Here is a 22,500-nt window from a genome sequence, read left to right on the forward strand (position 1 = left end):
AGCGGTTCGGTGGGTATATAGGGGCTGGAAATGCCGCTCGCAACCGTCAGAGAATGGGTCAATCGCGGATTCTTGGGTGAATTTTCCCGAAAGCGTCGTCAAGCGATGGCGCGACCTGAACGGCGGGCTGCAGATGCCGCATATCATGTCCGGCAATCCTGTCAGATATCCGCCAGACGATTTGGCACATCGTTGTTCTTCAGGAAATCCTTGAACTCTTTAAAATAGGTGCGCTGGCGGCTATTGAAGGCCGTGAAATCGCTCTGTTTCACGATTTGATCCGGATCAATTTTTTCACCTCTGATGATTTCTTCGGCGGGTATCGTGGGAATGCCAGCTTGGCGGCCCATTTCCACGGTTCGAGTGTCATGAGTGACCAAAACCGATGGCGTGCCTGACAGCAGCCCAGCAACAACGCCGTGCAGACGGGTGCCGAGCACGAGATCGTGGTTGGCGGAAAAGGTCATCCACTCCGGTACGTTCGCAAACAGATGAAAATTCTTGCGCAGGTATTTTGCGGCTTCATCGGCAGGGCGTTCGAATAGGAATTCGAGAATAGCAGCGATTTCGGGGTTATCCGCTCCGACTTCGGAACGGGCCACCTGCATCAAGGGCAGTTCAGTTTGCCCTATCGAAGATGCGCCGTGGTCAAAAGCGAACTGCAGCAACTTCCGGGTCAGGTGAGTGCGCAGATTCGGTTGTTTCTGGATGTAATCGCCTGCCGGGGTAATCAGTACAGCGACTCGTAGCGGCGCACGGCGTGAGATAATGCGCGCCACCTCGGCTGGGCGATCAACATGCCAAAGAAAAGATGGGCAGCCCGTTACTGTAACGTTTTTGACCCCGTGTGATGCCACGACCTCTGCAGTGAAGTCACCCCGGACCGATAGCGATGAACAACGTTCCGATATGACTTTGAGGAAGCGTTGTGAGCCTTCTGGCAGTTTAATTTTACGCTCTTCGATCGCCTGTGCGCCAAGCCCCATGATGCAGATCGGCAAATCTATCTTTTCCAACCGTTTGGCCAAGCCGCCTAGATCGCGGCTATCCTGAAGCCAGTTGGCGGCGGGAATTACAATGCCATCTGCCCCTTCAAGCGCTTCGTCGGATAATTTGCCGCCCAGCTTTGCCTGATCATGTTTCACAAGGCGCCGGACAGACGAAAGGAACAGCATATTTCCGGTGTTCCCGGCTGCGTCGAATATCTCTTGACTGGTCATGTATTGACCATCGAGCGTGCCGAAAGAACGAGAATAGATAAAGGGGTTGCGCAAATCAGTATCTCCAAAAATCGAGTCAGAATTTTGCTAACATACTGATGGCTGGCGCACCATATGATGCACGGATTTAATGCGTTACCAAACCATCTCAGCGATGCTTGGTTCTAAAACTTGTGTTTAGCGTCGCGCACGTGCCTTACCGCCGCGCGTTCCAGCTGAGGGATGCGTGTCTGCGGGTGTAGAATTCGCCCATCAGCCCGATCACCAGAAAGGCCAGGCCGACCCACATGGCGTATTCCCAGTTGGTATAGCGCGGGTTGTAGTTGATGAAGGCAAAGCCGCGCGCCTGGTCGATGACGTGGAACAGCGGGTTCCAGTCGAACATCGCCAGCATGAAGCTGGGCAGCGTGTTGGCCACGAACATCTTGCCCGACGCGATCATGTTGGCGCGCTGATAGACCATGCTGAACATGCTGACGACCGTGGGGAACCATGGCTTCATCGCCAACAGGACCAGGCCCAGCGCGCAGCCGGTGAACCAGGCGACCAGCAGCATGCCAAAAGCCGCAATCGGCTGGTCGATTTCCAGAGGGGTCCAGGCCACATGATAGGCAAACAGGATCACAAAAAGTGACAGAACCTGGATGTACAATGCACCCACAGCGGCGGAGGCGATCGCGATGATGGTGTTCATCGGCGCGTGCTGCATCATCGGGCTGGCAGGCCCTTCGGAACCTGCGACGGCACCCAGCGCCTTGGTATGGGTCAGGTAAAGAAAGATGCCGGACATGATGTAGACCAGGAAATCGCCCCGCAGCGCGGCGCTGCGCATCCCGAGGATGGAAAACATCACATAAAAGGCGGCAACGAACATGATCGCCTGAAGCATGTTGGTAAAGATGGCGACAAAGGCGTTGTTGTGCTGCTTGCGCACGGACCGGACAACAGAGTGGTAGACCAGTTCGGCCATCGCCAAGGCGGAACTGAAGCCGCCCTTCGGTTTGCGTGTGGACTGGAACATCTAGTCTGCCTTCTGATCTGCGCGATGCTGACACGGAATTCTTGCCGTTCCGTTAGTGCCGCAGCATAAGGGGGCCCAACCGACTAATCAACGAAAGCGATAGAGGCAGCCTATTATGGACTACAATAAATTGGTGACTGTGATGCGGAAACTCTCCCTGGAGGCGGGCGACAAGATCATGGAAATTTACGGCCAGGACGATTTCGACGTGAAGGCCAAATCCGATGACAGCCCGGTCACAGCCGCAGATGAGGCCGCTGATGCGATTATCTCGGACGGGTTGCGCGCGGCATTTCCGGATGTTGCGCTGGTCACCGAGGAGCAGGCGGCAACCCATGCCGCGCAGGGCGATACCTTTCTGATTGTCGATCCGCTGGACGGGACCAAGGAATTCATCCACCGGCGGGGCGATTTCACTGTGAACATCGCGTTGGTCGAGGGCGGCGTGCCGACGCGCGGCGTGGTTTATGCCCCGGCAAAATCGCGCATGTTCTTTACCCAGGCAGATGGGCAATCGGTCGAGGAGACAGGTGATTTCAGCAAGGACACGGTGGGTCAGGTTACGCCCATATCCGTCTCTAACTCGGACAATTCGGCCCTGATGGTGGTGGCGTCCAAGTCGCACCGAGATCAGGCGACCGATGACTATATCGCGAAATATGCGGTCAAGGACATGAAGAGCGCGGGGTCGTCGCTGAAGTTCTGTCTGGTGGCAACCGGCGAGGCGGACCTGTACCCCCGTGTCGGGCGCACGATGGAATGGGACACGGCGGCGGGTCACGCAGTATTGCTGGGCGCGGGCGGTGCGGTGGTGCGTTTCGATGATCTGACGCCTTTGACCTATGGCAAGGACGGTTTTGCCAATCCGTTTTTCATCGCCCATGCGCCGGGCGTCGATCTGAAGTCGGCCTGATGTCTGTTCTGGTTGTCATTCCGGCGCGCTATGCCTCGACGCGCTATCCGGGCAAGCCGCTTGCGGCGCTCAGGGGCGCAAGTGGCGTGTCGCGAAGCCTGATCGAGCGGTCGTGGCATGCTGCCAGCGCGGTTCAGGGAGTGGACCGCGTGGTGGTGGCCACGGATGACGACCGGATCAGGCAAGCCGCCGAAGGATTCGGGGCGGAGGTTGTCATGACCTCGACCAATTGCGCCAATGGCACAGAGCGTTGTGCCGAGGCACATCAGGCGCTGGGCGGCGGTTTTGATATTGTCGTGAACCTTCAGGGCGATGCGCCGTTGACACCGCATTGGTTTGTCGAGGGTCTGGTTGCGGGTCTGCGCAACGCGCCAGAGGCAGGCATCGCCACGCCGGTGCTGCGCTGTGACGGGGCCGCGCTGAACAGTCTGCTGGCCGACCGCAAAGCGGGCCGTGTCGGCGGTACAACAGCAGTTTTTGCCGTGGATCACCGGGCGCTCTACTTTTCCAAGGAAGTCGTGCCCTTCACGTCAAAGCCCTATGCAGAGACTGATCAGACCCCGGTTTTCCACCATGTCGGTGTCTATGCCTACCGGCCCGACGCGCTGGCGGCCTATCCGACCTGGCCTGCGGGACCGTTGGAGCAGTTGGAAGGGCTGGAGCAATTGCGATTCATGGAGCACGGCGAATCCGTGCTATGTGTAGAAGTGGAGGCGCGGGGGCGCGCGTTCTGGGAGTTGAACAACCCCGAGGACGTGCCGAAGATCGAGGGTATGATGGCGCAGATGGGCCTTGAATGAACGATCTGACGGTCAGCGTGGTGATCGTCAGCCGGGGCCGTCCCGATGCCCTGCGGCGCTGCCTGACCGGCGTTTCGCAGCTTCAGTATCCCGCGTTTGAGGTCGTGGTTGTCGCCGACCCCGCCGGGGTCGATGCGGTGCAGGCCGCCGGATTTGCCGATGATTTGAAGGTCGTGCCGTTTGATCAGCCGAATATTTCGGCCGCGCGCAACCTTGGGATCGGCCAAGCGGCAGGCGAGATCATCGCGTTCATTGATGACGATGCCGTGCCGGAGCCGCAATGGCTGCGCCATCTGGTCCAACCCGCCAGCAGATCCGAGGTTGCCGCCATGGGCGGCTATGTAAGGGGGCGCAACGGCATATCCTTTCAATGGCGCGCCCGCAGCCTTGATCCGCTGGGCGAGGCGCAGGAGCTGGACCTGCATCCGCACCAACCAACCGTGCTGCACCCGCCCAAGGGCCTTGCGATCAAGACCGAAGGCACCAACATGGCGTTCCGGCGCGATGTGCTGGTGGCCTTGGGCGGTTTCGACCCTGCATTTCACTATTTTCTGGATGAGACCGACCTGAACATGCGTCTGGCTCGGGCCGGTCATGCCACGGCCATTGTACCGCTGGCCGAGGTGCATCATGGGTTCGCGGCCAATGCGCTGCGCGGACCGGACCGGGTGCCAAGGGACCTTTTCGATATCGGGGCAAGCTGGGCGGTGTTCCAGCGCAAGCATATCGACCCGTCCAGACATGCCGAACAATGGGCGCGGCTGCGCCGGTCAGAGCGGCATCGCCTGTTGCGCTATCTGGTGTCCGGCCCGCTGGAACCGGCGCAACTGCGGCGGCTGATGAAGCGGCTTGATCAGGGATATGCCGAAGGGAAGGTGCGTGATTTGACAGCCGCCCGGATCGCCATGCATCCGCAGGTGCCCTTTGCCCGCTTTCCCGCCGTGCCCCGCCGGTCCGCGGTTATCGCGACTCGCCCCTACCGGCTGCGCCGGGACCGGCAGATCGCCGCAGATCGGGTGCGCAACGGCGAGATCATTTCCCTGATTTGCCTGTCCCTGACAGCGCGTTTTCACTGGGTCAGTTTCGAGCCGGAAGGATTATGGCTGCAAAGAGGCGGGATTTTTGGTAAATCCGACCGTGATATGCTGGTTTTCAGCGCTTTTTCGCGCATGTCCAGGTTGAAAAGGGAACAAAACCGCGTTGCCAGTCAGCGCGGATTGCGCGAAGAGTAACACGGGATCCGGAATGTAAGGTTTGAAAAATTTTTGCTCAGGCTGATCTGGATCAGATATTAATGAGACGAAGAATGTAAACGAGAATGGCGAGAGCCGTTTCGAAGGGACTTAGGATCAAAATGCGTAAAAAGGTCACAAAAGCAATTTTCCCCGTCGCGGGCCTCGGAACCCGATTTTTGCCGGCAACCAAATCGGTACCAAAGGAAATCATGACTCTCGTGGACAGGCCGTTGGTGCAATACGCCATCGACGAGGCACGGGCCGCCGGGATCAAGGAATTCATCTTTGTCACATCTCGCGGCAAGGGCGCGCTGGAGGATTATTTCGACCACGCGCCGCAGCTGGAACAAGAGCTGCGCAAGAAGGGCAAGGACGACCTGTTGCAGGCTCTTCAGGACACCAACATGGAAAGCGGCGCGATTGCATACATCCGTCAGCACAAGGCGCTGGGCCTGGGTCATGCGGTGTGGTGCGCGCGGCGGTTGATCGGGAACGAACCCTTTGCGGTGATGCTGCCCGACGATGTGATCGCGGCGGAAAAGCCCTGCCTGCAGCAGATGGTCGAAGCCTATGCAGAGACCGGCGGCAACATGGTCGCCGCTATGGAAGTGGAGCCGGAGCGCGCGTCGTCATACGGGATGCTCGATATATCCGAGGACATGGGCCACATGGTCAAGGCAAAGGGCATGGTGGAAAAACCCAAGGCGGAGGATTCGCCCTCCAACCTGGCGGTGATCGGGCGCTATATCCTTGAGCCATCGGTGTTGCGCCATCTGAACCAGTTGAAATCCGGGTCCGGTGGTGAAATTCAACTGACAGACGCCATCGCCCGCGACATCGAACAGGGCAACCCGGTTTACGGCTATCGGTTCCGTGGCCAGCGGTTCGATTGCGGCTCTAAATCAGGGTTTTTGCAGGCGACCGTCGCCTTTGGCCTTGCCCGTGAAGAGCTGCGCGACGATCTGTATTCCTATCTCAGCAGCATCATGCAGATGGACAAGGCCGCGCAGTAGCTGCACCGGAAAGGAAAGACATGAGCAATGTTCTGGTGACAGGCGGTGCGGGCTATATCGGGTCGCATGCCTGCAAGGCGTTGAGGGATGCGGGATACACGCCCGTCACCTATGACAACCTCGAAACCGGCTGGCAGGATGCGGTCAAGTTCGGCCCGTTCGAGCGGGGCGATCTGTTGGACCGGGCGCGTCTGGACGAGGTGTTTGCGGCTTATGCGCCGGTTGCGGTCATGCATTTTGCCGCGCTGAGCCAGGTGGGCGAGGCAATGGCCCAGCCCGGCAAATACTGGCGCAACAACGTCGCGGGGTCCCTGACGCTGATCGAGGCGGCCGTGGCTGCGGGCTGCAAGGATTTTGTTTTCTCCTCGACCTGCGCCACCTACGGCGATCAGGACAACGTGGTGCTGGACGAGAATTCAGCCCAGTATCCGCTGAATGCCTATGGCGCGTCGAAACGCGCGATCGAGGACATTCTGCGCGATTTTGAAGCCTCCGATGGGTTGCGCCATGTGATCTTTCGCTATTTCAACGTGGCCGGGGCAGACCCGGAGGGTGAAGTGGGCGAATTCCACCAGCCGGAAACACATCTGGTGCCGCTGATGCTGGATGCGATAGCGGGAAAGCGTGATGCCTTGACGATTTACGGCACCGATTACGATACGCCCGATGGCACCTGCATCCGCGATTACGTCCATGTCTGCGATCTGGTCGATGCGCATGTTCTGGGTCTGAAATGGCTGGAAGACGGCAAAGGCAGCCGGGTGTTCAACCTTGGCACCGGGTCGGGCTTTTCCGTGCGCGAGGTGCTGACCCACAGCCGAGAGGTGACCAATCGCGAGGTGCCCCATGTCGAAGGATCGCGCCGTGCGGGAGATTGTACCAAGCTGGTGTCAGGTTCCCAGCGGGCGGAAACGGAACTGGGCTGGAAACCGCATCGGTCCACGCTCAGACAAATGATCACCGACGCGTGGAGATGGCACCAAACTGGACATTACGACACATAAGGCACCGCCCGCGCGGCTGCTGGACCTGACCCGCTCCTTGCGGCGGGCGGGTCGGGTGGCGACGGGTGTGGACCGTGTCGAACTGGCGTATCTGCGCCGGTTCCTGCAGGACGACGTCCCGTGTTTTGGTCTGTTGCGTACCGCGCTGGGCTATGTGCTGCTGGAACGGCAAGGGCTGGAGGGTTTCCTTGCCCGGCTCGAAGGGCGCACGCCCTGGGGTCGCGTTAATGTCTTATCCCGGTTGGCGCGGTCGCGGCCGGATGCGGTGCAGCGGGCGGAAAGCGATGTGCGACGTCTTGCCTTGACGCGGTCCTGGCGGTCGGCCTTGCCGGGAATGCTGCGGCGGGAATTTCCAAACGGTTTTGACTATTTCAACGTCGGGCACAGCAATCTGACCGACCGCGTGCTGGGCGCCATCAAATCCGCGGGCGGCAATATCCACGTGCTGATCCATGACGTGATTCCGCTGGAATATCCGGAGTTCCAGCGCGCGGGCAGTGTAAAGACCTTTGAGGCCAAGCTGCGCCGGGTCAGCGCGCGTGCAGACAGGATCATCTATAACTCAAAAGACACGCGGGACCGGACGGAACGGTATCTGGACGCGATGGGGCGGGTGCCGCCCGGGGTCGTGGCCTACCTCGGGACGGAGCTGCCGCGCCCGGACATTTCGGCGCTGCCGCAGGGGCTGCCGCCCAAGGGCCCCTATTTTGTCACTGTCGGCACATTGGAGCCGCGCAAGAACCACGCTTTCCTGTTGGACCTGTGGGAGGAGATCGGGCCCGCCGCGCCGCCGCTGTTCCTGTGTGGCAGCAGAGGCTGGAACAATGACGCGCTGTTTGCACGCCTTGACGCACTGGATGTGGGCCACCCGGTTCAGGAGCTGTCCGGGTTGGACGACAAGGCGCTTGCGGCCCTTGTTCAGGGGTCAGCGGGTACGCTGTTTCCGAGCCTTGCGGAGGGTTTTGGGCTGCCACCACTGGAGGCGATACAGCTTGGATCGCGGGTTTTATGCAACGATCTGGAGGTATTACGCGAATTTTTGGGAGAGAATGCCGTTTACGCATCAGTTTCAGATCGGTATTTGTGGATAGATATGCTTAACCAGTGGACAGAGAAGCCGGTGGGCGCGGGAACGAAGACCTTGTTTGTTGGACCTGATTGGGACGAACACTTCAAGACCGTGTTAAGGTAGAGATGGTAGCGCCTGGATGCGCAGCCGTATCGGCAAGGTAGAGGGCGGTTTTTGGGTGTTTTACAGTCATATTGGCTGAGGGTGCAGCGGAAGCGATGGCGAGTCCGCGCCCTGCGCAAGCGTCGCGAACTGAAGCGGGTCGCGAACCGGACCGGACAAATCCGGCCCGACGATCTGCTGTTGTTCTGCACCCAGCGCAATGAAGGTATCCGGCTGCCGTATTTCCTGGATTATTACCGGGACATGGGCATCGGTCATTTCTTCTTTGTCGACAATGACAGCACCGATGGATCGCTGGATTATCTTGCGGATCAGCCGGATGTGTCGGTGTGGAGCACGACGGCAAGCTACAAGCGCGCCCGTTTCGGGGTGGACTGGCTGAACTGGCTGGCACGCAAATACGCCCATGGGCATTGGGCGCTGACCGTCGATCCCGATGAATTTCTGGTCTATCCGTTCTGCGATACGCGCCCGCTGCGGGCCCTGACGGACTGGCTGGATGCCTCTTCGATCAAGTCGTTCTCTGCGATGTTGCTGGACATGTATCCCAAGGGGCGGCTGGATGAGCAGCCCTATCAGCCCGGTCAAAACCCGATCGAGATTGCCACATGGTTCGACAGCGGAAATTACACCATTTCGCGCAACCACCTGTTCACCAACCTGTGGATTCAGGGCGGGCCACGGGCGCGCGTTTTCTTCCCCGACCTCCCGGAAAAGGCACCGGCCCTGAACAAGGTGCCGCTGGTGAAATGGGACAAGCGCTATACCTACGTCAGCTCCACCCATATGCTGCTGCCGCGCGGCCTGAATCAGGTCTATGATGAATGGGGTGGTGAAAAGGCATCGGGCGTGTTGCTGCATGCCAAGTTCATCGACACTTTCGGGACCAAGGCCGCCGAGGAACTGGAACGGTCGCAGCATTATGCCGGGTCCGTCGAATACAAGGCCTATGCTGATCGGCTGAAGGACGACCCGCAACTTTGGTGCAAATGGTCAGAGCGGTATATCAACTGGCGGCAGCTTGAGATTCTGGGTCTGATGTCGAAAGGAAACTGGGCATGACGGTCGGGATCGTCATGTTGGTGCATACCGCGCTGGGCCGGGCCGAACAGGTGGCGCGCCACTGGTCGGCGGCGGGGTGTCCCGTGGTGATCCATGTCGACAAGGGGGTCCCGCGCCGGACCTATGACGCTTTTGTCAATGCGATGGCGGATCGGAAGGATGTCTCGTTCTGCGCCCGCTACCGGTGCGAATGGGGCACCTGGGGCATCGTCGCCGCATCGCAAAGCGCGTCGGAACTGCTGCTGGCCAGCTATCCGGAGATCAAACATGTCTATCTGGCATCAGGGTCCTGTCTGCCGCTGCGTCCGGTGCAGGAGCTGATTGATTACCTCGACGAACGCCCCAACACCGATTTCATCGAAAGCGCGACAACCGCCGATGTGCCCTGGACCGTGGGCGGGCTGGACGAAGAGCGGTTTACAATGCACTTCCCGTTCTCCTGGAAAAAACGGCGCTACTTCTTTGACAAGGCGGTGGCGGTGCAGCGCTCTCTCGGACTCAAGCGGAAGATGCCGCACGGGATCGTGCCGCATATGGGGTCGCAATGGTGGTGCCTGTCGCGACGCACTTTGTCGGCGATCCTGCAAGACCCGGAAAGACCCACATATGACCGGTTCTTCAGGCATGTCTGGATACCGGATGAATCCTATTTCCAGACTCTTTCGCGGCTGTATTCCGAAAAGATCGAAAGCCGCTCACTGACGCTGTCCAAGTTCGACTTTCAGGGTAAGCCGCATATTTTCTATGACGACCACCTGCAATTGCTGCGGCGGTCGGACTGCTTTGTCGCACGCAAGATCTGGCCCTATGCTGACCGCCTGTACGAGGCGTTTCTGACCGATGTTGCCGGCGCCATGAAAAAGACGGAGCCGAACCCCGGCAAGATCGACCGCATCTTCTCAAAGGCGGTGGAGCGGCGGACGCGCGGGCGGTCGGGCCTTTATATGCAAAGCCGTTTTCCAAACGAGGATTGGGAGAACGGAGTCACGGCGGCTCCCTATTCGATGTTCCAGGGATTTACCGAATTGTTCGAGAACTTCGAACCCTGGTTGGCCAAGGCAACTGGCGCGCGGGTGCATGGGCATCTGTTTGCAACGGATGGCGTGCATTACGCTGACGGTCAGACCGCCATCAACGGCGCGCTGTCGCAGTCTGCGAAGCTGCGTGACTATAACGGCAAGGCGTTCCTGACCAATCTGATCTGGAACACCCGTGGCGAGCGGCAGTGTTTCCAGTTCGGCCCGGCAGACAACCAGACTATCAACTGGCGCGTGGCAAAAGACCCCAACGCGCAGGTTTCCGTCATCACCGGGGCCTGGGCGGTGCCGCTGTTCCGCTCAAACCTCGATTTCGCCAAGATCCGCACAATTGCCGCGCAGCTGCAAAAGGTCGAAAGCGAACACATGGATATCCTGCGGTCGCCCTTTTCCAAGGCGCGCGTGCGCATCTGGACCATGGCCGAATTCATCGAGGCACCGATGGAACCCCTTCAGGGAATACTGGACGAAATCGGGCGCACCAAGCTGCGCCGCCTGTCGGAAGCCCCCAAGATGGTTGATCTGAGTGGTTTTGGCCAATTCCTGCAAAACCTCAAAAACCAGGGGATGCACCCCTATCTGATGGGCGATTTCCCGGCGGAACGTGGTGTTGCGTCAAATCAGAAAACCCAGCGCAAACCCTATCTGGTACAGTAATCATGGCCGACAAATTCCACAGCTTTGTCGTGTTTGCAGAGATGCGCACGGGGTCGAACTTTCTGGAAACGAACCTGAATGCCTTTGGCGGTATCAAGTGTCATGGAGAGGCGTTCAACCCGCATTTTCTGGGCTATCCGCATAATGAGCCGATCCTTGGGATTGATCAGAAAACCCGCGACCGGGACCCGCATATTTTGTTGAAAGCCATTCGCGGGAACACCGCGCGGCTTAGTGGTTTCCGGTATTTTCATGACCATGATCCACGCATTTTCGATGCGGTCATGGAGGATGCGAAATGCGCCAAGATCATCCTGACCCGGAACCCGGTGGACAGCTACGTAAGCTGGAAGATCGCGCAGGAGACGGGGCAGTGGAAGCTGACGGACGTGAAGGCGCAGAAGACGGCGCAAGCGGTATTTGATGCGCGCGAATTCGAGGCGCATCTTGAGGCATTGCAGGCGTTTCAGGTGACCTTGCTGAACCGGTTGCAGGTCAGCGGGCAGACGGCGTTTTATGTGGCCTACGACGATCTGCAAAGCGTCGAGGTGATGAACGGGCTGGCGCGCTATCTGGGCGTGGACGAGACGCTGGATGCGCTGGACAGCAATCTGAAAAAGCAGAACCCAAGCCCGATATCGGCAAAAGTCAGCAACTACGACGAGATGACGGCGGCGCTGTCCCGGCTGGACCGTTTCGATCTGACCCGGACCCCGAATTTTGAACCGCGCCGGGGGCCCAATGTGCCGTCTTATGTTGCAGCGGCACAAGCTCCCTTGCTGTATCTGCCGCTGCGGTCTGCCCCGCGCGTCGAGATCATGCAATGGCTGGCGGCGCTGGATGGAGCCGGGCGTGGCGCGCTGTCTTCGAAGATGACGCAGAAGGACCTGCGCCTGTGGAAGCGCGACCATCCCGGTCACCGCAGCTTTACCGTGATACGGCACCCGCTGGCACGGGCGCATGATGCCTTTTGTCGTCATATTCTGACGACGGGCAAGGGCAGTTTCGTGCAACTGCGCAAGACCATGATGCGCCGCTATAACATGCCGCTGCCTGCCGACGGACCGGATGCGGGTTATGGGCTTGCGGAACACCGCGCAGCCTTTGCCGCCTTTCTGGTCTGGCTCAAGGGGAACCTCGCGGGTCAGACGGCTATTCGGGTGGATGCGGCATGGTGTTCGCAGGCACAGGCAATTCAGGGTTTTGGGGAGCTATGCCTGCCTGACCGGATCATCCGCGAGGACGACATGGCAGAAGAACTGGCTGCGCTGGCGGCTTCGGTCGGTATTGCGGATGCACCGCCGCCCCCGTTGCCGGAGGCCGATCAGCCATTCACGCTGAATGCGATCTATGATGATGAAATTGAAAAGCTGGCAACGCAGGCCTATCAGCGCGACTATGTGACCTTCGGCTTTTCCAGCTGGAAATAGCGCGCGGTCAGGCGGCCTGAACCGACTGCTCTTCGATCAGAATGGTGTAAAGCGTTGCGGGATCCGGGTTCGCGCGCAGTTTGCTGCAAATCGCTGTGTTGCGAAGGGTGCGCGACACCAGTGCAAGCGCCTTGAGGTGCTCGACGCCAGCCTCTTCGGGGGCAAAGAGCGCAAAGGCGATGTCCACCGGCTGCCGGTCCACCGATGAGAAATCGACAGGCCGATCCAGAAGGATGAATGCGCCGACCACCGATTCCAACCCGTCAAGCCGCGCATGGGGCAGGGCCACACCGTGGCCCACACCCGTTGGTCCCAGGGCTTCTCTTGCCATCAGGGCGTCGACGACAACGCCTGATTTGAAGCCATAGACAGATTCGACCAGGTCGCCGAGGTCCTGCATCAGCCGCTTCTTGCTGGAGGCCGCGTTAACGACCTTGACCGCTTCCGGCTTGAGTAGTTTTGCAAGTTCCATTCGGTTAGTCCTGCTCTTTTGAACGGGTTTCCCCGAGCACTTTTCTCAGGGGTCGATCCAGCCGATGTTGCCATCTTCGCGGCGATACACGACATTCAGCCCCTCTTTGCCCTCCTTGCGAAACACCAACACTGGCGCCCCTGCGAGTTCCATCTGCATGACAGCTTCGCCGACAGACAAGGTTGCGATCCTGGTCTGCATTTCCGCGATGATCATGGGTTGGAGGGTTTCGGGTTCCTGCGCGTCAGAATCGCTTGTAGAGGCAAGGATATACGAGGAGGCACCGAAGAGTTCAACCGGTACGGCGCGGACTTGATGGTGATCTTTCAGGCGACGCTTGTAGCGGCGCAGCTGCTTTTCCATCTTTTCGCTGCAGGCATCGAAGGCGCCATAGATTTCGGTGCTGTGCGCCTTGGCCGATGCGGTGAGACCGGTGGAAAGATGGACGGTCGCCTCACAGACAAACTCGTGACCCGACTTGGAAAAGATGACCTGTGCGTCCGTCGGACGTTCTGCATATTTCCCGACGGCCGCGCCCAATTCGTCCTTGACGTGGGTTTGCAGTGCTTCGCCGATGTCGATCTGTTTGCCGCTGATCTGGTACCGCATAGGTTCTCCTTGTTATCTCTTGTTCGAACATCGCTTAGCTGACCACCAGAGTGGGGCATGATGATGTTCAAATGCGGAAAAATGGCCGTGCGTCCGGGTTGTTCTTGACCGTGCCTTGGCGTGAAGGCCGGTGCAGTTTCAAACAGGAACGCAGTGTTGCCATGTCTTCATGAGGCCAAGAATGCGTTGCAAAGTCAATGGTGATCCCATGCGCCCCAGCCAAATTTTGCTGCAAGAAGTTTACGAAATTTTAGGAAATCCGAAAGTTTTCACCAAGATAAACCCGGCGCACGTTTTCGTTCTGCACCACTTCTTCGGGGCTCCCGGACATCAGCACCTTGCCCTCGTGCAGGATATAGGCGCGGTCGACGATTTCGAGCGTTTCCCGGACGTTGTGGTCGGTGATCAGAACACCGATTCCCCGTGTTTTCAGATCCGCGACCAACATCCGGATGTCGCCGACCGAAATCGGATCAACCCCGGCAAAGGGTTCATCAAGCAGGAGGTACTTGGGATTCGCGGCAAGGCAGCGGGCGATCTCGACCCGGCGGCGTTCCCCGCCTGACAGGGCAAGGGCCGGCGCGCGGCGCAGGTGCTCGATAGAGAACTCCGACAGCAGTTCCTCAAGCCGTTCGCGCCGCTTGTGACGATGTGGCACCGCAATATCGAGGATCGCAGCGATGTTGTCCTGCACGCTGAGACCGCGAAAGATGCTCATCTCCTGCGGTAGATAGCCAATGCCAAGCTGCGCGCGACGGTACATGGGCAGCAGGGTCACATCCTTGCCATCAACGGTCACAGTGCCGCCTTCGGGCGTGACCAGACCGGCAACGGCGTAAAATGTCGTGGTTTTGCCCGACCCGTTTGGCCCCAGCAGGGCGACAACTTCACCCCGGTTCAGCTGCATCGAGAAATCCCGGATCACCGTCTTTTTCCGGTAGGATTTGCGCAGGTGATCTATCTTCAGGCCTGGACTGCCCTCTGCGACCTTCAAGTCAGGGGATGCCATCAGTTGTCGCCACCTGTCTGCAAGATGGTGCGCACGCGGCCAGACATCTGCGCGGTCCCGTCCGAAAGACGGACGCTCATCTTGTCGGCGGATAGGGCGCTGGGCCCCTGTGCCAGCAGGACGTTCCCGGTCATCACGATGGTGCCGGTGTCGATGTTGTAATCCGCCCGCTCCGATTCAGCCGCATCCGGACCAGAGACCAGCGTGACCCCGCCTGTTGCTTCCAGCCGCGCAATGCCCTTGTTCTGATCTCGGTAAACCACCAGGACGCGGGCCGCAGACAGGCGCAGATCGCCCTGGCCGATCATGACGTTTCCGGCAAAGATTGCGGTTCCGGTCTCCTGATCCACCGAAAGATTGTCGGCGGTCACTTCCACGGGTTGATTGGTGTCCTGTCGGATCGTGCCAAAGGCGACACTGGCACCCTGTGCCAAAAGCGGCCCGGCAAACACGATCAGAAAGACAGGCAGCAACAGGGATCTTAGATGGTTCACTTGGGTCACTCTTCTACCAGTTTGGGATCGTATATCAGTTTCACACCGTTTTTGAAAATCAATTGGGTGCCTTCTCCCTCTTTCGGGGTACTGATGATCATGCTTCCCGCATTGAGGGTGCCCATCGGGCTTTGGGCCTGGACCGGGCCGGGAGACCTGACATCCAGACTTGTCATTTGGGTGGTCAGCCGGTCACTTTCAATCATGTAGTTGCTGGACGTCTCAATCAACACATTGCCTTCAAGGTCGGCACGGTCTTTCGGCATTTCGAAATGGGCGACATTGGCGTGAAGGGTCAGGGTTGTGCCGCCGACAAGGTCAATGACCACCCGCACAACCTCGGCTCGGTTCGCGCCGACCTCGTTCTGCGGGGTGGTCAGCTTTTCTGCGGAAAAGGAAATAAGGTCGCCGTTGGCGGTGGCACCGGAAAAGAACGGGCCGGTCACCTGCTGGTCGCGCAGGCGGTCCTGTATTTCCTTGTCCGCAAACGGGATCGCATTCTCAGGGTCGATGACGCGGGACAACAGGAAGAGGGTCGACAAGAGCGCCAGCGCCAGAAGCGGAAACAGGACCTTGAGCAAGGACACCATGCGCGAATGGCGATCGGCCTGCATGGAGTTCAACCCAGCCCGACGCGCAGGCAGTCGTGGATGTGCAGCAGGCCGGCGGGCACGTCCGGTGCGGCCGGGTCTACCACCAGCAAGCAGGTGATCTTGCGCGCGTTCATGATGCCGACGGCGCGTTCGGCCAGGTCATCCGGTCCGATGGTGACAGGGGCACGGGTCATGACATCGCGCGCCTTGAGCGCCATCAGCCCCTCCATATGGCGGCCCAGATCCCCCAGGGTGATGATGCCTGTGAGCACCCCCTTGTCGTTGATGACGCCGGTCACGCCAAAGGCCTTGCTGCTGATTTCTGCCAGGGCGCGGGGCATATCCGCATCCTCGGTGACCAGCGGCAGGGCGTCACCGCTGTGCATGAGGTCCCGCACCCGGCTGAACTGTGCGCCCAGCTTTCCGCCGGGATGAAAATTTCGGAAGTGTTCGGCGGTAAAGGCACGGTTCTCCATCAGGGCGACCGCCAGCGCATCGCCCATGGCAAGCGTCATGGTTGTGGAAATTGTCGGCACCGCCCCGGTGCCGCAGGCTTCGCCCAGTTGCGGCAGTGCCAGTATGACGTCCGACTGGCTGCCCAATGCGCTCTCGGGACGGCTGGTCATGCCGATCAGCGGAATATCGAAGCGTCGCGAATAGGCGATAAGGTTGCCCAGTTCCGGCGCTTCGCCCGAGTTCGAGATGGCAAGCACGACGTCAGCCGCAGTGATCATGCCCAGGTCGCCATGGCTGGCCTCTGCCGGGTGGACAAATTGCGCAGGTGTGCCGGTGCTGGCCAGGGTGGCCGCGATCTTTTTGGCGATATGGCCGGATTTGCCGATGCCGGTGACAATGACGCGGCCTTTGCAGCCGCGCATCATGTCGATGGCGATGCGAAAGCGGTCATCGAGGCTGTCGGCGAGGGTTTCAAGCGCGGCGGATTCGGCGCGGATCACCCGACGTGCGGTATCCAGAAAGGGTGTATTCATATGTGTGCAAAGATATCCGTGTCTGGCCAGCCCAGAAGATCGAGACGTGCGCGCGAGGGCAGGAAATCAAAACAGGCCTGTGCAATCTCCATCCGGCCTTCACGCTCCAGCATCGCATTCAGCTTGTCGCGCAGTTGATGCAGGTACAGAACGTCAGAGGCAGCATAGTCAAGCTGGGCGTTGGTCAGCTTGGCGGCACCCCAGTCGCTGGATTGCTGCTGCTTTGAAATGTCGATTGCCAGCAGTTCCTGAAGCAATTTTGCCAGCCCATGCCGGTCGGTATAGGTGCGCACAAGGCGGCTGGCGATCTTGGTGCAATAGACCGGCGCGGTCAGGGCACCAAAGGCATTCATCATCGCGGCAATGTCGAAACGGCCAAAATGAAAAAGTTTCAGCACCTCCGGGTCTTGCAGGAGCCTGCACAGGTTCGGTGCCTTGGTCTGGCCTTTGGCGACCTGGATCAGATGCGCGTTGCCGTCCCCTGCCGAAAGCTGCACCACGCAAAGCCTGTCGCGGTGCGGGTTCAGGCCCATTGTCTCGCAGTCGATGGCGACAACCGGTCCAAGGTCCAGGTCATCTGGCAGATCGTTCTGATGGAGTGTGTTTGTCATGCAAGATGCTATATCCTGCCTGCGCTTCTGGGGAAAGCGCGTTGCGCTCCGGCCTGCACAGGCGGCGGATCAGGTGATCAGATCGCGCAGGGCCGGGCGGGGGAAGCGGGCCAGCAAATCAGCGACCATCAGGTGAGACTGCCGTGCCGGTCCGGCAGGGTCTGTCAGAACCAGGGGCAGTGGCGGGTTTTTCAGCACCAGCCGCCGCCAGTTATGCACAATCAACCCCCTGAGCACTGCAACTTGCAGTGGGGTCATCGTGTCACTGCCGGGTAGGGCAGCGGCAAGCCTTTTCAGGGTTTGGGCCAGATCGGTATAGGCGATGGCCAGCGATTCAGTGTGAAGCTGCGCCCGCAGCCAGTCTGGCACCGTGGTGCCCGGAAGGCTCAGCGTATCGGGTGGCGGCGCGGCATCGGCAGGCCCCACGAAAAGGCGCGGCGCAAGCGGGGCAAAGCCCAGGCTGCCCATCCGGGCAAGGCTCTGATCCTCGACCGTCTCCAGCAGGACCAATTGCCAGCCGCCAGATCCGTCGTCGGGCGTGGCATAGATGCGCGGGGTGGCCGCCGCGCTTTCGGCACGACCTTTTTCGGTCAGGCTGTGACGGCTGATGCGCCCGACCTTGTCGGACTTTATCCAACCATCATTGCGCAAGCGGTGCAGGGCCACGCGGGTGGCTTCGGGCTTGATCTCAAGCAGGGTCATCATTGCCGAAAGGACCGGACCGTCGATGGCGGTGCCTTCCGCCTGCGCCAGATCACCGAAGAGACTGATCATCAGGGACCACACCCGCCCGCCACCAACCGCACGCAGGGGGGCGGTCAGTGTGATGAAACTCTCAGTACGCATTCATGGTCAACAGTTCGTATGCCGCGACGGGTTTGTCGTCTTGATTGGTCAGGGTCACATGCCAGCGTACCTCGCCATATTCTTCGTTGCGCGGTGTCTTGTGCTTGACGCTCAGCCGGACCTTGATGCTGTCACCCGCCGCGACCGGTTCCATGAAGCGCAGGTTGTCCAGGCCGGTGTTGGCCAGAACCGGCCCCGGATCAGGCTGCACGAACAACCCTGCGGCAAAGCTGAGCAGAAGATATCCATGCGCGACGCGGCCCGGAAAGAACGGGTTCGCCCTGGCGGCTTCGTCGTCCATATGGGCATAGAAGGTATCGCCGGTGAAATGGGCGAAGGTTTCAATGTCGTCCAGTGTCACGGTGCGGGAGGGCGAGTTGAACGTCTCTCCCAGATCAAGCTGATCGAAAGTCCGGGTGAACGGATGCGCCCTGTCCGAAATCTCTGTGGCACCTGGCACCCATTGCTGACCGATGGCGGTCAGGATGTCGGGGCTGCCCTGCACCGCGGTGCGCTGCATGTAATGCATGACGCCGCGGATGCCGCCAAGCTCTTCGCCGCCGCCTGCGCGGCCGGGACCACCGTGAACCATGTGCGGCAGGGGCGCGCCGTGACCGGTCGCCTCCTTCATTGAGATACGGTTGTTGAAATAGAGACGCCCGTGAAAGGCAGCGGCCCCCAGCGTGATTTCGCGCGCCACATCGCCGTCATTGGTGATGACGGATGCAACCAGCGAGCCCTTGCCCTTGTTCAGCAGTTGGATCGCATGGGGCAGATCACGATAGGGCATGATTGTCGAAACCGGGCCGAAGGCTTCGGTATCATGTACCCTTTCGGCACTGTCGGGGTCGGCACAATGAAACAACATGGGCGGCACAAATGCACCCTTGTCCCGATCCGCACCCGCGACGGTAAAGTCGTCGGGGTCGCCAAACACGCGCTCGGCCTCTGCGCCGATGGCGGCGGCTTTTTCCAGCACATCGCGTTTCTGGCCGGCAGAGACCAGCGCGCCCATGCGGGTGGTTTCAAGGCGGGGATCACCGATGCTGATCTTGCCCAGTCGTTCGCTGATGGATTCGATAACAGGCTCTATCAAGGCATCTGGAACCATGATGCGCCGGATTGCCGTGCATTTCTGGCCCGCCTTCGCGGTCATCTCGCGTTGGACTTCCTTGACGAACAGGTCGAATTCCGGCGTGCCAGGGGTGGCATCGGGACCCAGAACGCTGGCGTTCAGGCTGTCCTGCTCCGACGCGAAGCGCACGGAATTCTGCATCAGCCGGCGATTGCCGCGCAGTTTCAGCGCCGTGTCGGCAGAACCGGTAAAGGCTATCGCATCCTGACAATCCAGATGGTCCAGCATGTCGCCCAGGCCGCCACTGACCAGTTGCAGGGCCCCTTCTGGCAGCAGGCCACTGTCCAGCATCATGCGCAGGCAGGCTTCGGTCACATAGCAGGTGGCGGTTGCGGGTTTGACGATGGCGGGCACCCCGGCCAGCAGGGTTGGTGCCAGCTTTTCCAGCATCCCCCAGACCGGGAAGTTGAAGGCGTTGATATGGACCGCGACGCCCTGCAACGGCGTGCAGATGTGGCGGCCAAGGAACTGCCCGTCGCGCCCCAGTTGTTCGGGGGGACCGTCCAGGTAGACATGCGCATCGGGCATCTCTCGCCGCCCCTTGGCGGCAAAGACCATCATCGTGCCAATCCCGCCGTCCACGTCGATTTTGTGATCCGACAGGGTGGCACCGGTGTCATAGCTGAGATCGTAGAGCGCCTGTTTGCGGTCGTTCAGATAGCCCGCCAGCGCCTTGAGCATCCGGGCGCGGTCATGGAACGTCAACTTGCGCAGGGCAGGTCCGCCGGTATCGCGGGCGTAGGCCAGCATCGCCTGCACATCAAGCGCGTCGTTGCCGGCCTGCGCGATTACATCGCCGGTGATGGCGCTGGCAATGTTGCGGGCACCGGCCCCCGGTGCGATCCATTGTCCGGCGGCGTAACTGGAAACGTCGAGCATGTCGGCTCCTTAATGTGTGTCGTAGTCTATGACGAGCTTGTCGCTCAGCGGATAGGACTGGCAGGTCAGCACATAGCCGCGTTCAACCTCGTAATCCTCAAGCGCGTGGTTCGAGATCATTTCGACCTCGCCCTCCAGCACCTTGCCCATGCAAGTGGAACAGACACCGGCCTTGCAGGAAAACGGTGCGTCCTGCCCGTTTTCAAGGGCGGCTTCCAACACGGACTGACCCTTTTTCATGGTAAAGCTGCGTTCGGCCCCTTCGATGATCACGGTGATCTCAGTGCCCTTCTGACCCTCACTGCGCTTGGCCATTTCCTTTTTGGCAAGCTGGCCCTGCTGGCTTTCGCTGAACAGTTCGAACTTGATCTGATCATGCTCTAACCCGTGGCCTTTCAGGCTGTCGGCAATGGCTAGCATCATTGGCTCGGGGCCACAGATGAAGGCGGTGTCGATGCTGTCAACGTCGATCCACTGCCTGAAAAGACGTGTGCATTTGTCCTGATCCACGCGGCCGGTGAAAAGGTCGATGTCCTGCCCGGATTCCAGCATGTGGATGATGGTCAGCCGCCCCATGTAGCGGTTCTTGAGATCCTCCAGCTCCTCGCGGAACATGATCGTGTTCACCGCGCGGTTGGCATAGACCAGCGTGAAGGTCGATTTAGGCTCGCGCTTCAGCACCGTCTTGAGGATCGACAGGACCGGCGTGATGCCTGACCCGCCCGCAAAGCCGAGGTAGTTTCGGGCGCGATCAGGCTCTAACGCAGTGAAAAACTTGCCCTGAGGCGGCATGACGTGCAGCGTATCGCCGACCTTGAGGGCCTCGTTGGCGAAGGTGGAAAAGGCGCCGCCATCCACCTTCTTGATCCCGACCTGAAGTTTCCCATCGTCGAGACCCGTGCAGATCGAATAGTTCCGGCGCAATTCGGTGCCGTCGAAATCCTGCTTGAAAGTCAGGTACTGGCCTTGGGTGAAGACAAAAGCATCGGGGTTTTCCGGCTCAAGCGTCAGCACCACGGCATCGCGGATGGTGTGATGAATATCAGTCACTGTTACGGGGTGAAACTGGCTCATTTCAGTGCCTCAGATACATTTGAAATAGTCGAAGGGTTCAAGGCAGGACTGGCAACGCCATTGTGCCTTGCAGGGGGTCGAACCGAACTGGCTGATCTTTTCCACCTGCGTTGATTTGCAGCGTGGGCAGTGTTGCGGTCCCCCTGCGGGTTGGGGCGGGGCGATGCCGTATTCCTCCAGCCTGGCCTTGCCGGTGTCGGTCAGCCAGTCGGTGGTCCAGGCGGGGGACAATTGCCTTTTTAGAGACAGTTTTTCGATCCCCTTGGCGCGCAGCGCGGTCTCGATATCGAGGTTGATGATGCGCGTGGCGGGGCACCCCGAATAGGTCGGTGTAACCGTCACCTCAAGCGTGTCGCCGCGCCATTGCACATCCCGGATGATCCCCAGATCGGTCAGGGAAATTACCGGGATTTCCGGGTCAGGCACGGCGGAAAGCCAGGACCAAACAGTCTCTAACGAGGGTTTTTCGGTTACCATGTGGCATCCGGGTAGGCGCGTTGCAGCCATTGCATCTGGGTCAGCATATGGCCCAGATGCTCTGTGTGCCGCGCGCCCGATTTCCCGCCCTTATGGGCAAAGTCGTCTGTCGGTTTCTGCAACGTCGCCTCGGCGAGGACGGCATCAAGCATCGCGTCGTAGTCCGGGCGGAGGGTTGACGGGTCGGGCGCAATACCGTCACTGACCATGGCCTGATCGACCGCGTCCGCAATGAACATTTCACCAACGAAAGGATAGAGACGATCCAGCGCGTCCTGCATCCGTTTGTGGCTTTCCTCTGTCCCGTCGCCAAGGCCGATCACCGTGTCGGTGGCCCGCTCAAGGTGATAGGTGACCTCCTTGACCGACTTTTCCGCGATCGCGGCAATCTGGTCGTTGCTGGATGTCATCAGCCCCTTGAGTTGCGCCAGATGCCAGCCGTCAAACAGGAACTGGCGCATCATGGTGCGCCCGAAGTCGCCGTTGGGCTGTTCGACCAGCAGCAGATTGCGGAAATCCCAGACGTCGCGGTGAAAAGCGAGCTGGTCTGCATCGCGGCCCTTGCCCTCGACCTCTCCGGCGAGGCCAAGCCAAAGCTGCGTTTGCCCGATCAGGTCGAGCGCGGTATTGGCCAATGCGATGTCTTCTTCCAGCACAGGTGCAACGCCGCACCATTCAGAGATGCGATGCCCCAGGACCAGCGTGTTGTCGCCCATCCGGCAGAGATA

23 protein-coding genes are annotated in these 22,500 nt (G+C 59.8%); 9 read left to right on the forward strand and 14 right to left on the reverse strand.

The window, feature by feature from the left end; translation table 11 throughout:
* Window positions 1–161: 161 nt before the first annotated feature.
* Window positions 162–1,274, reverse strand: coding sequence for a polysaccharide pyruvyl transferase family protein (locus A8B82_RS22375; RefSeq protein ID WP_138069852.1), 1,113 nt, complete (start codon window positions 1,272–1,274; stop codon window positions 162–164).
* A gap of 142 nt (window positions 1,275–1,416) precedes the next feature.
* A complete protein-coding gene (locus tag A8B82_RS22380; protein WP_067297655.1) occupies window positions 1,417–2,241 on the reverse strand; it encodes an ABC transporter permease in 825 nt (274 codons plus the stop codon).
* Window positions 2,242–2,356: 115 nt separating this feature from the next.
* On the opposite strand from A8B82_RS22380, the gene cysQ reads away from it, so the two are divergent.
* The 9 genes from cysQ to A8B82_RS22425 all read left to right on the forward strand — a co-directional run bounded on the left by cysQ (window position 2,357) and on the right by A8B82_RS22425 (window position 12,584).
* Complete coding sequence (gene cysQ / locus A8B82_RS22385; RefSeq protein WP_067297658.1) at window positions 2,357–3,154, forward strand: 3'(2'),5'-bisphosphate nucleotidase CysQ; 798 nt, start codon at window positions 2,357–2,359, stop codon at window positions 3,152–3,154.
* Window positions 3,154–3,954 (forward strand): 3-deoxy-manno-octulosonate cytidylyltransferase family protein, encoded by an 801-nt coding sequence (locus A8B82_RS22390; protein ID WP_067297660.1) that lies wholly within the window; start codon window positions 3,154–3,156, stop codon window positions 3,952–3,954. Before cysQ ends, A8B82_RS22390 begins: the two co-directional genes overlap by 1 nt.
* On the forward strand, window positions 3,951–5,186 hold the full coding sequence (locus A8B82_RS22395; RefSeq protein WP_067297662.1) for a glycosyltransferase family 2 protein: 1,236 nt from the start codon (window positions 3,951–3,953) through the stop codon (window positions 5,184–5,186). The genes A8B82_RS22390 and A8B82_RS22395 overlap by 4 nt, the downstream gene beginning before the upstream one ends.
* Window positions 5,187–5,308: 122 nt before the next feature.
* Window positions 5,309–6,202 (forward strand): UTP--glucose-1-phosphate uridylyltransferase GalU, encoded by an 894-nt coding sequence (gene galU / locus A8B82_RS22400; protein ID WP_067297665.1) that lies wholly within the window; start codon window positions 5,309–5,311, stop codon window positions 6,200–6,202.
* Window positions 6,203–6,222: 20 nt separating this feature from the next.
* On the forward strand, window positions 6,223–7,206 hold the full coding sequence (gene galE, locus A8B82_RS22405) for a UDP-glucose 4-epimerase GalE (RefSeq protein ID WP_067297667.1): 984 nt from the start codon (window positions 6,223–6,225) through the stop codon (window positions 7,204–7,206).
* Window positions 7,207–7,273: 67 nt separating this feature from the next.
* Window positions 7,274–8,398, forward strand: coding sequence for a glycosyltransferase family 4 protein (locus A8B82_RS22410; protein WP_161489499.1), 1,125 nt, complete (start codon window positions 7,274–7,276; stop codon window positions 8,396–8,398).
* A 75-nt stretch (window positions 8,399–8,473) separates the two neighbouring features.
* Complete coding sequence (locus A8B82_RS22415; RefSeq protein ID WP_201120895.1) at window positions 8,474–9,460, forward strand: glycosyltransferase family 2 protein; 987 nt, start codon at window positions 8,474–8,476, stop codon at window positions 9,458–9,460.
* On the forward strand, window positions 9,457–11,154 hold the full coding sequence (locus tag A8B82_RS22420) for a DUF5927 domain-containing protein (protein ID WP_067297674.1): 1,698 nt from the start codon (window positions 9,457–9,459) through the stop codon (window positions 11,152–11,154). Before A8B82_RS22415 ends, A8B82_RS22420 begins: the two co-directional genes overlap by 4 nt.
* Before the next feature lie 2 nt (window positions 11,155–11,156).
* Window positions 11,157–12,584: a nodulation protein NodH gene (locus tag A8B82_RS22425; protein ID WP_067297676.1), complete on the forward strand. Its 1,428-nt coding sequence runs from the start codon at window positions 11,157–11,159 to the stop codon at window positions 12,582–12,584.
* A 7-nt stretch (window positions 12,585–12,591) separates the two neighbouring features.
* On the opposite strand, the gene A8B82_RS22430 is transcribed toward A8B82_RS22425, so the two are convergent.
* The 12 genes from A8B82_RS22430 to paaC all read right to left on the reverse strand — a co-directional run bounded on the left by A8B82_RS22430 (window position 12,592) and on the right by paaC (window position 22,488).
* Complete coding sequence (locus tag A8B82_RS22430; protein WP_067297683.1) at window positions 12,592–13,056, reverse strand: PTS sugar transporter subunit IIA; 465 nt, start codon at window positions 13,054–13,056, stop codon at window positions 12,592–12,594.
* Window positions 13,057–13,101: 45 nt separating this feature from the next.
* Window positions 13,102–13,665: a ribosome hibernation-promoting factor, HPF/YfiA family gene (hpf, locus tag A8B82_RS22435; protein WP_067297691.1), complete on the reverse strand. Its 564-nt coding sequence runs from the start codon at window positions 13,663–13,665 to the stop codon at window positions 13,102–13,104.
* A 250-nt stretch (window positions 13,666–13,915) separates the two neighbouring features.
* Window positions 13,916–14,674 (reverse strand): LPS export ABC transporter ATP-binding protein, encoded by a 759-nt coding sequence (gene lptB / locus A8B82_RS22440; protein WP_067297697.1) that lies wholly within the window; start codon window positions 14,672–14,674, stop codon window positions 13,916–13,918.
* Window positions 14,674–15,168, reverse strand: coding sequence for a lipopolysaccharide transport periplasmic protein LptA (gene lptA / locus A8B82_RS22445; protein ID WP_067297699.1), 495 nt, complete (start codon window positions 15,166–15,168; stop codon window positions 14,674–14,676). Before lptA ends, lptB begins: the two co-directional genes overlap by 1 nt.
* Window positions 15,169–15,173: 5 nt before the next feature.
* Window positions 15,174–15,782: an LPS export ABC transporter periplasmic protein LptC gene (lptC, locus tag A8B82_RS22450; RefSeq protein ID WP_067297700.1), complete on the reverse strand. Its 609-nt coding sequence runs from the start codon at window positions 15,780–15,782 to the stop codon at window positions 15,174–15,176.
* Window positions 15,783–15,787: 5 nt separating this feature from the next.
* Window positions 15,788–16,750, reverse strand: coding sequence for a KpsF/GutQ family sugar-phosphate isomerase (locus A8B82_RS22455; RefSeq protein ID WP_067297701.1), 963 nt, complete (start codon window positions 16,748–16,750; stop codon window positions 15,788–15,790).
* Window positions 16,747–17,361 (reverse strand): ribonuclease D, encoded by a 615-nt coding sequence (locus A8B82_RS22460; protein ID WP_067297704.1) that lies wholly within the window; start codon window positions 17,359–17,361, stop codon window positions 16,747–16,749. The genes A8B82_RS22455 and A8B82_RS22460 overlap by 4 nt, the downstream gene beginning before the upstream one ends.
* A gap of 69 nt (window positions 17,362–17,430) precedes the next feature.
* On the reverse strand, window positions 17,431–18,207 hold the full coding sequence (locus A8B82_RS22465) for a PaaX family transcriptional regulator C-terminal domain-containing protein (RefSeq protein WP_067297706.1): 777 nt from the start codon (window positions 18,205–18,207) through the stop codon (window positions 17,431–17,433).
* Window positions 18,197–20,221 carry a phenylacetic acid degradation bifunctional protein PaaZ gene (gene paaZ / locus A8B82_RS22470; protein ID WP_067297708.1) on the reverse strand — a complete coding sequence of 675 codons (2,025 nt, stop codon included), beginning with the start codon at window positions 20,219–20,221 and terminating at the stop codon, window positions 18,197–18,199. Before paaZ ends, A8B82_RS22465 begins: the two co-directional genes overlap by 11 nt.
* 9 nt (window positions 20,222–20,230) lie before the next feature.
* Window positions 20,231–21,295, reverse strand: a complete 1,065-nt coding sequence (locus tag A8B82_RS22475) for a 2Fe-2S iron-sulfur cluster-binding protein (RefSeq protein ID WP_067297710.1) — start codon at window positions 21,293–21,295, stop codon at window positions 20,231–20,233.
* A gap of 9 nt (window positions 21,296–21,304) precedes the next feature.
* A complete protein-coding gene (gene paaD, locus A8B82_RS22480; protein WP_067297711.1) occupies window positions 21,305–21,772 on the reverse strand; it encodes a 1,2-phenylacetyl-CoA epoxidase subunit PaaD in 468 nt (155 codons plus the stop codon).
* Window positions 21,766–22,488 (reverse strand): 1,2-phenylacetyl-CoA epoxidase subunit PaaC, encoded by a 723-nt coding sequence (gene paaC / locus A8B82_RS22485; protein WP_067298142.1) that lies wholly within the window; start codon window positions 22,486–22,488, stop codon window positions 21,766–21,768. Before paaC ends, paaD begins: the two co-directional genes overlap by 7 nt.
* Between the last annotated feature and the right edge of the window lie 12 nt (window positions 22,489–22,500).

The organism is Sulfitobacter sp. EhC04, assembly GCF_001650875.1.
GTDB lineage: Bacteria > Pseudomonadota > Alphaproteobacteria > Rhodobacterales > Rhodobacteraceae > Sulfitobacter.

Bases quoted from the DNA above. Each gene is read 5' to 3' on its own strand.
- A8B82_RS22460 (WP_067297704.1), bottom strand. From the start codon at position 17,361: ATGACAAACACACTCCATCAGAACGATCTGCCAGATGACCTGGACCTT.
- A8B82_RS22430 (WP_067297683.1), bottom strand. From the start codon at position 13,056: ATGGAACTTGCAAAACTACTCAAGCCGGAAGCGGTCAAGGTCGTTAAC.
- A8B82_RS22420 (WP_067297674.1), top strand. From the start codon at position 9,457: ATGACGGTCGGGATCGTCATGTTGGTGCATACCGCGCTGGGCCGGGCC.
- paaZ (WP_067297708.1), bottom strand. From the start codon at position 20,221: ATGCTCGACGTTTCCAGTTACGCCGCCGGACAATGGATCGCACCGGGG.
- galU (WP_067297665.1), top strand. From the start codon at position 5,309: ATGCGTAAAAAGGTCACAAAAGCAATTTTCCCCGTCGCGGGCCTCGGA.
- A8B82_RS22425 (WP_067297676.1), top strand. From the start codon at position 11,157: ATGGCCGACAAATTCCACAGCTTTGTCGTGTTTGCAGAGATGCGCACG.
- galE (WP_067297667.1), top strand. From the start codon at position 6,223: ATGAGCAATGTTCTGGTGACAGGCGGTGCGGGCTATATCGGGTCGCAT.
- paaC (WP_067298142.1), bottom strand. From the start codon at position 22,488: ATGGGCGACAACACGCTGGTCCTGGGGCATCGCATCTCTGAATGGTGC.
- A8B82_RS22395 (WP_067297662.1), top strand. From the start codon at position 3,951: ATGAACGATCTGACGGTCAGCGTGGTGATCGTCAGCCGGGGCCGTCCC.
- paaD (WP_067297711.1), bottom strand. From the start codon at position 21,772: ATGGTAACCGAAAAACCCTCGTTAGAGACTGTTTGGTCCTGGCTTTCC.
- A8B82_RS22390 (WP_067297660.1), top strand. From the start codon at position 3,154: ATGTCTGTTCTGGTTGTCATTCCGGCGCGCTATGCCTCGACGCGCTAT.
- cysQ (WP_067297658.1), top strand. From the start codon at position 2,357: ATGGACTACAATAAATTGGTGACTGTGATGCGGAAACTCTCCCTGGAG.
- lptC (WP_067297700.1), bottom strand. From the start codon at position 15,782: ATGCAGGCCGATCGCCATTCGCGCATGGTGTCCTTGCTCAAGGTCCTG.
- A8B82_RS22380 (WP_067297655.1), bottom strand. From the start codon at position 2,241: ATGTTCCAGTCCACACGCAAACCGAAGGGCGGCTTCAGTTCCGCCTTG.
- A8B82_RS22455 (WP_067297701.1), bottom strand. From the start codon at position 16,750: ATGAATACACCCTTTCTGGATACCGCACGTCGGGTGATCCGCGCCGAA.
- A8B82_RS22475 (WP_067297710.1), bottom strand. From the start codon at position 21,295: ATGAGCCAGTTTCACCCCGTAACAGTGACTGATATTCATCACACCATC.
- hpf (WP_067297691.1), bottom strand. From the start codon at position 13,665: ATGCGGTACCAGATCAGCGGCAAACAGATCGACATCGGCGAAGCACTG.
- lptB (WP_067297697.1), bottom strand. From the start codon at position 14,674: ATGGCATCCCCTGACTTGAAGGTCGCAGAGGGCAGTCCAGGCCTGAAG.
- A8B82_RS22465 (WP_067297706.1), bottom strand. From the start codon at position 18,207: ATGCGTACTGAGAGTTTCATCACACTGACCGCCCCCCTGCGTGCGGTT.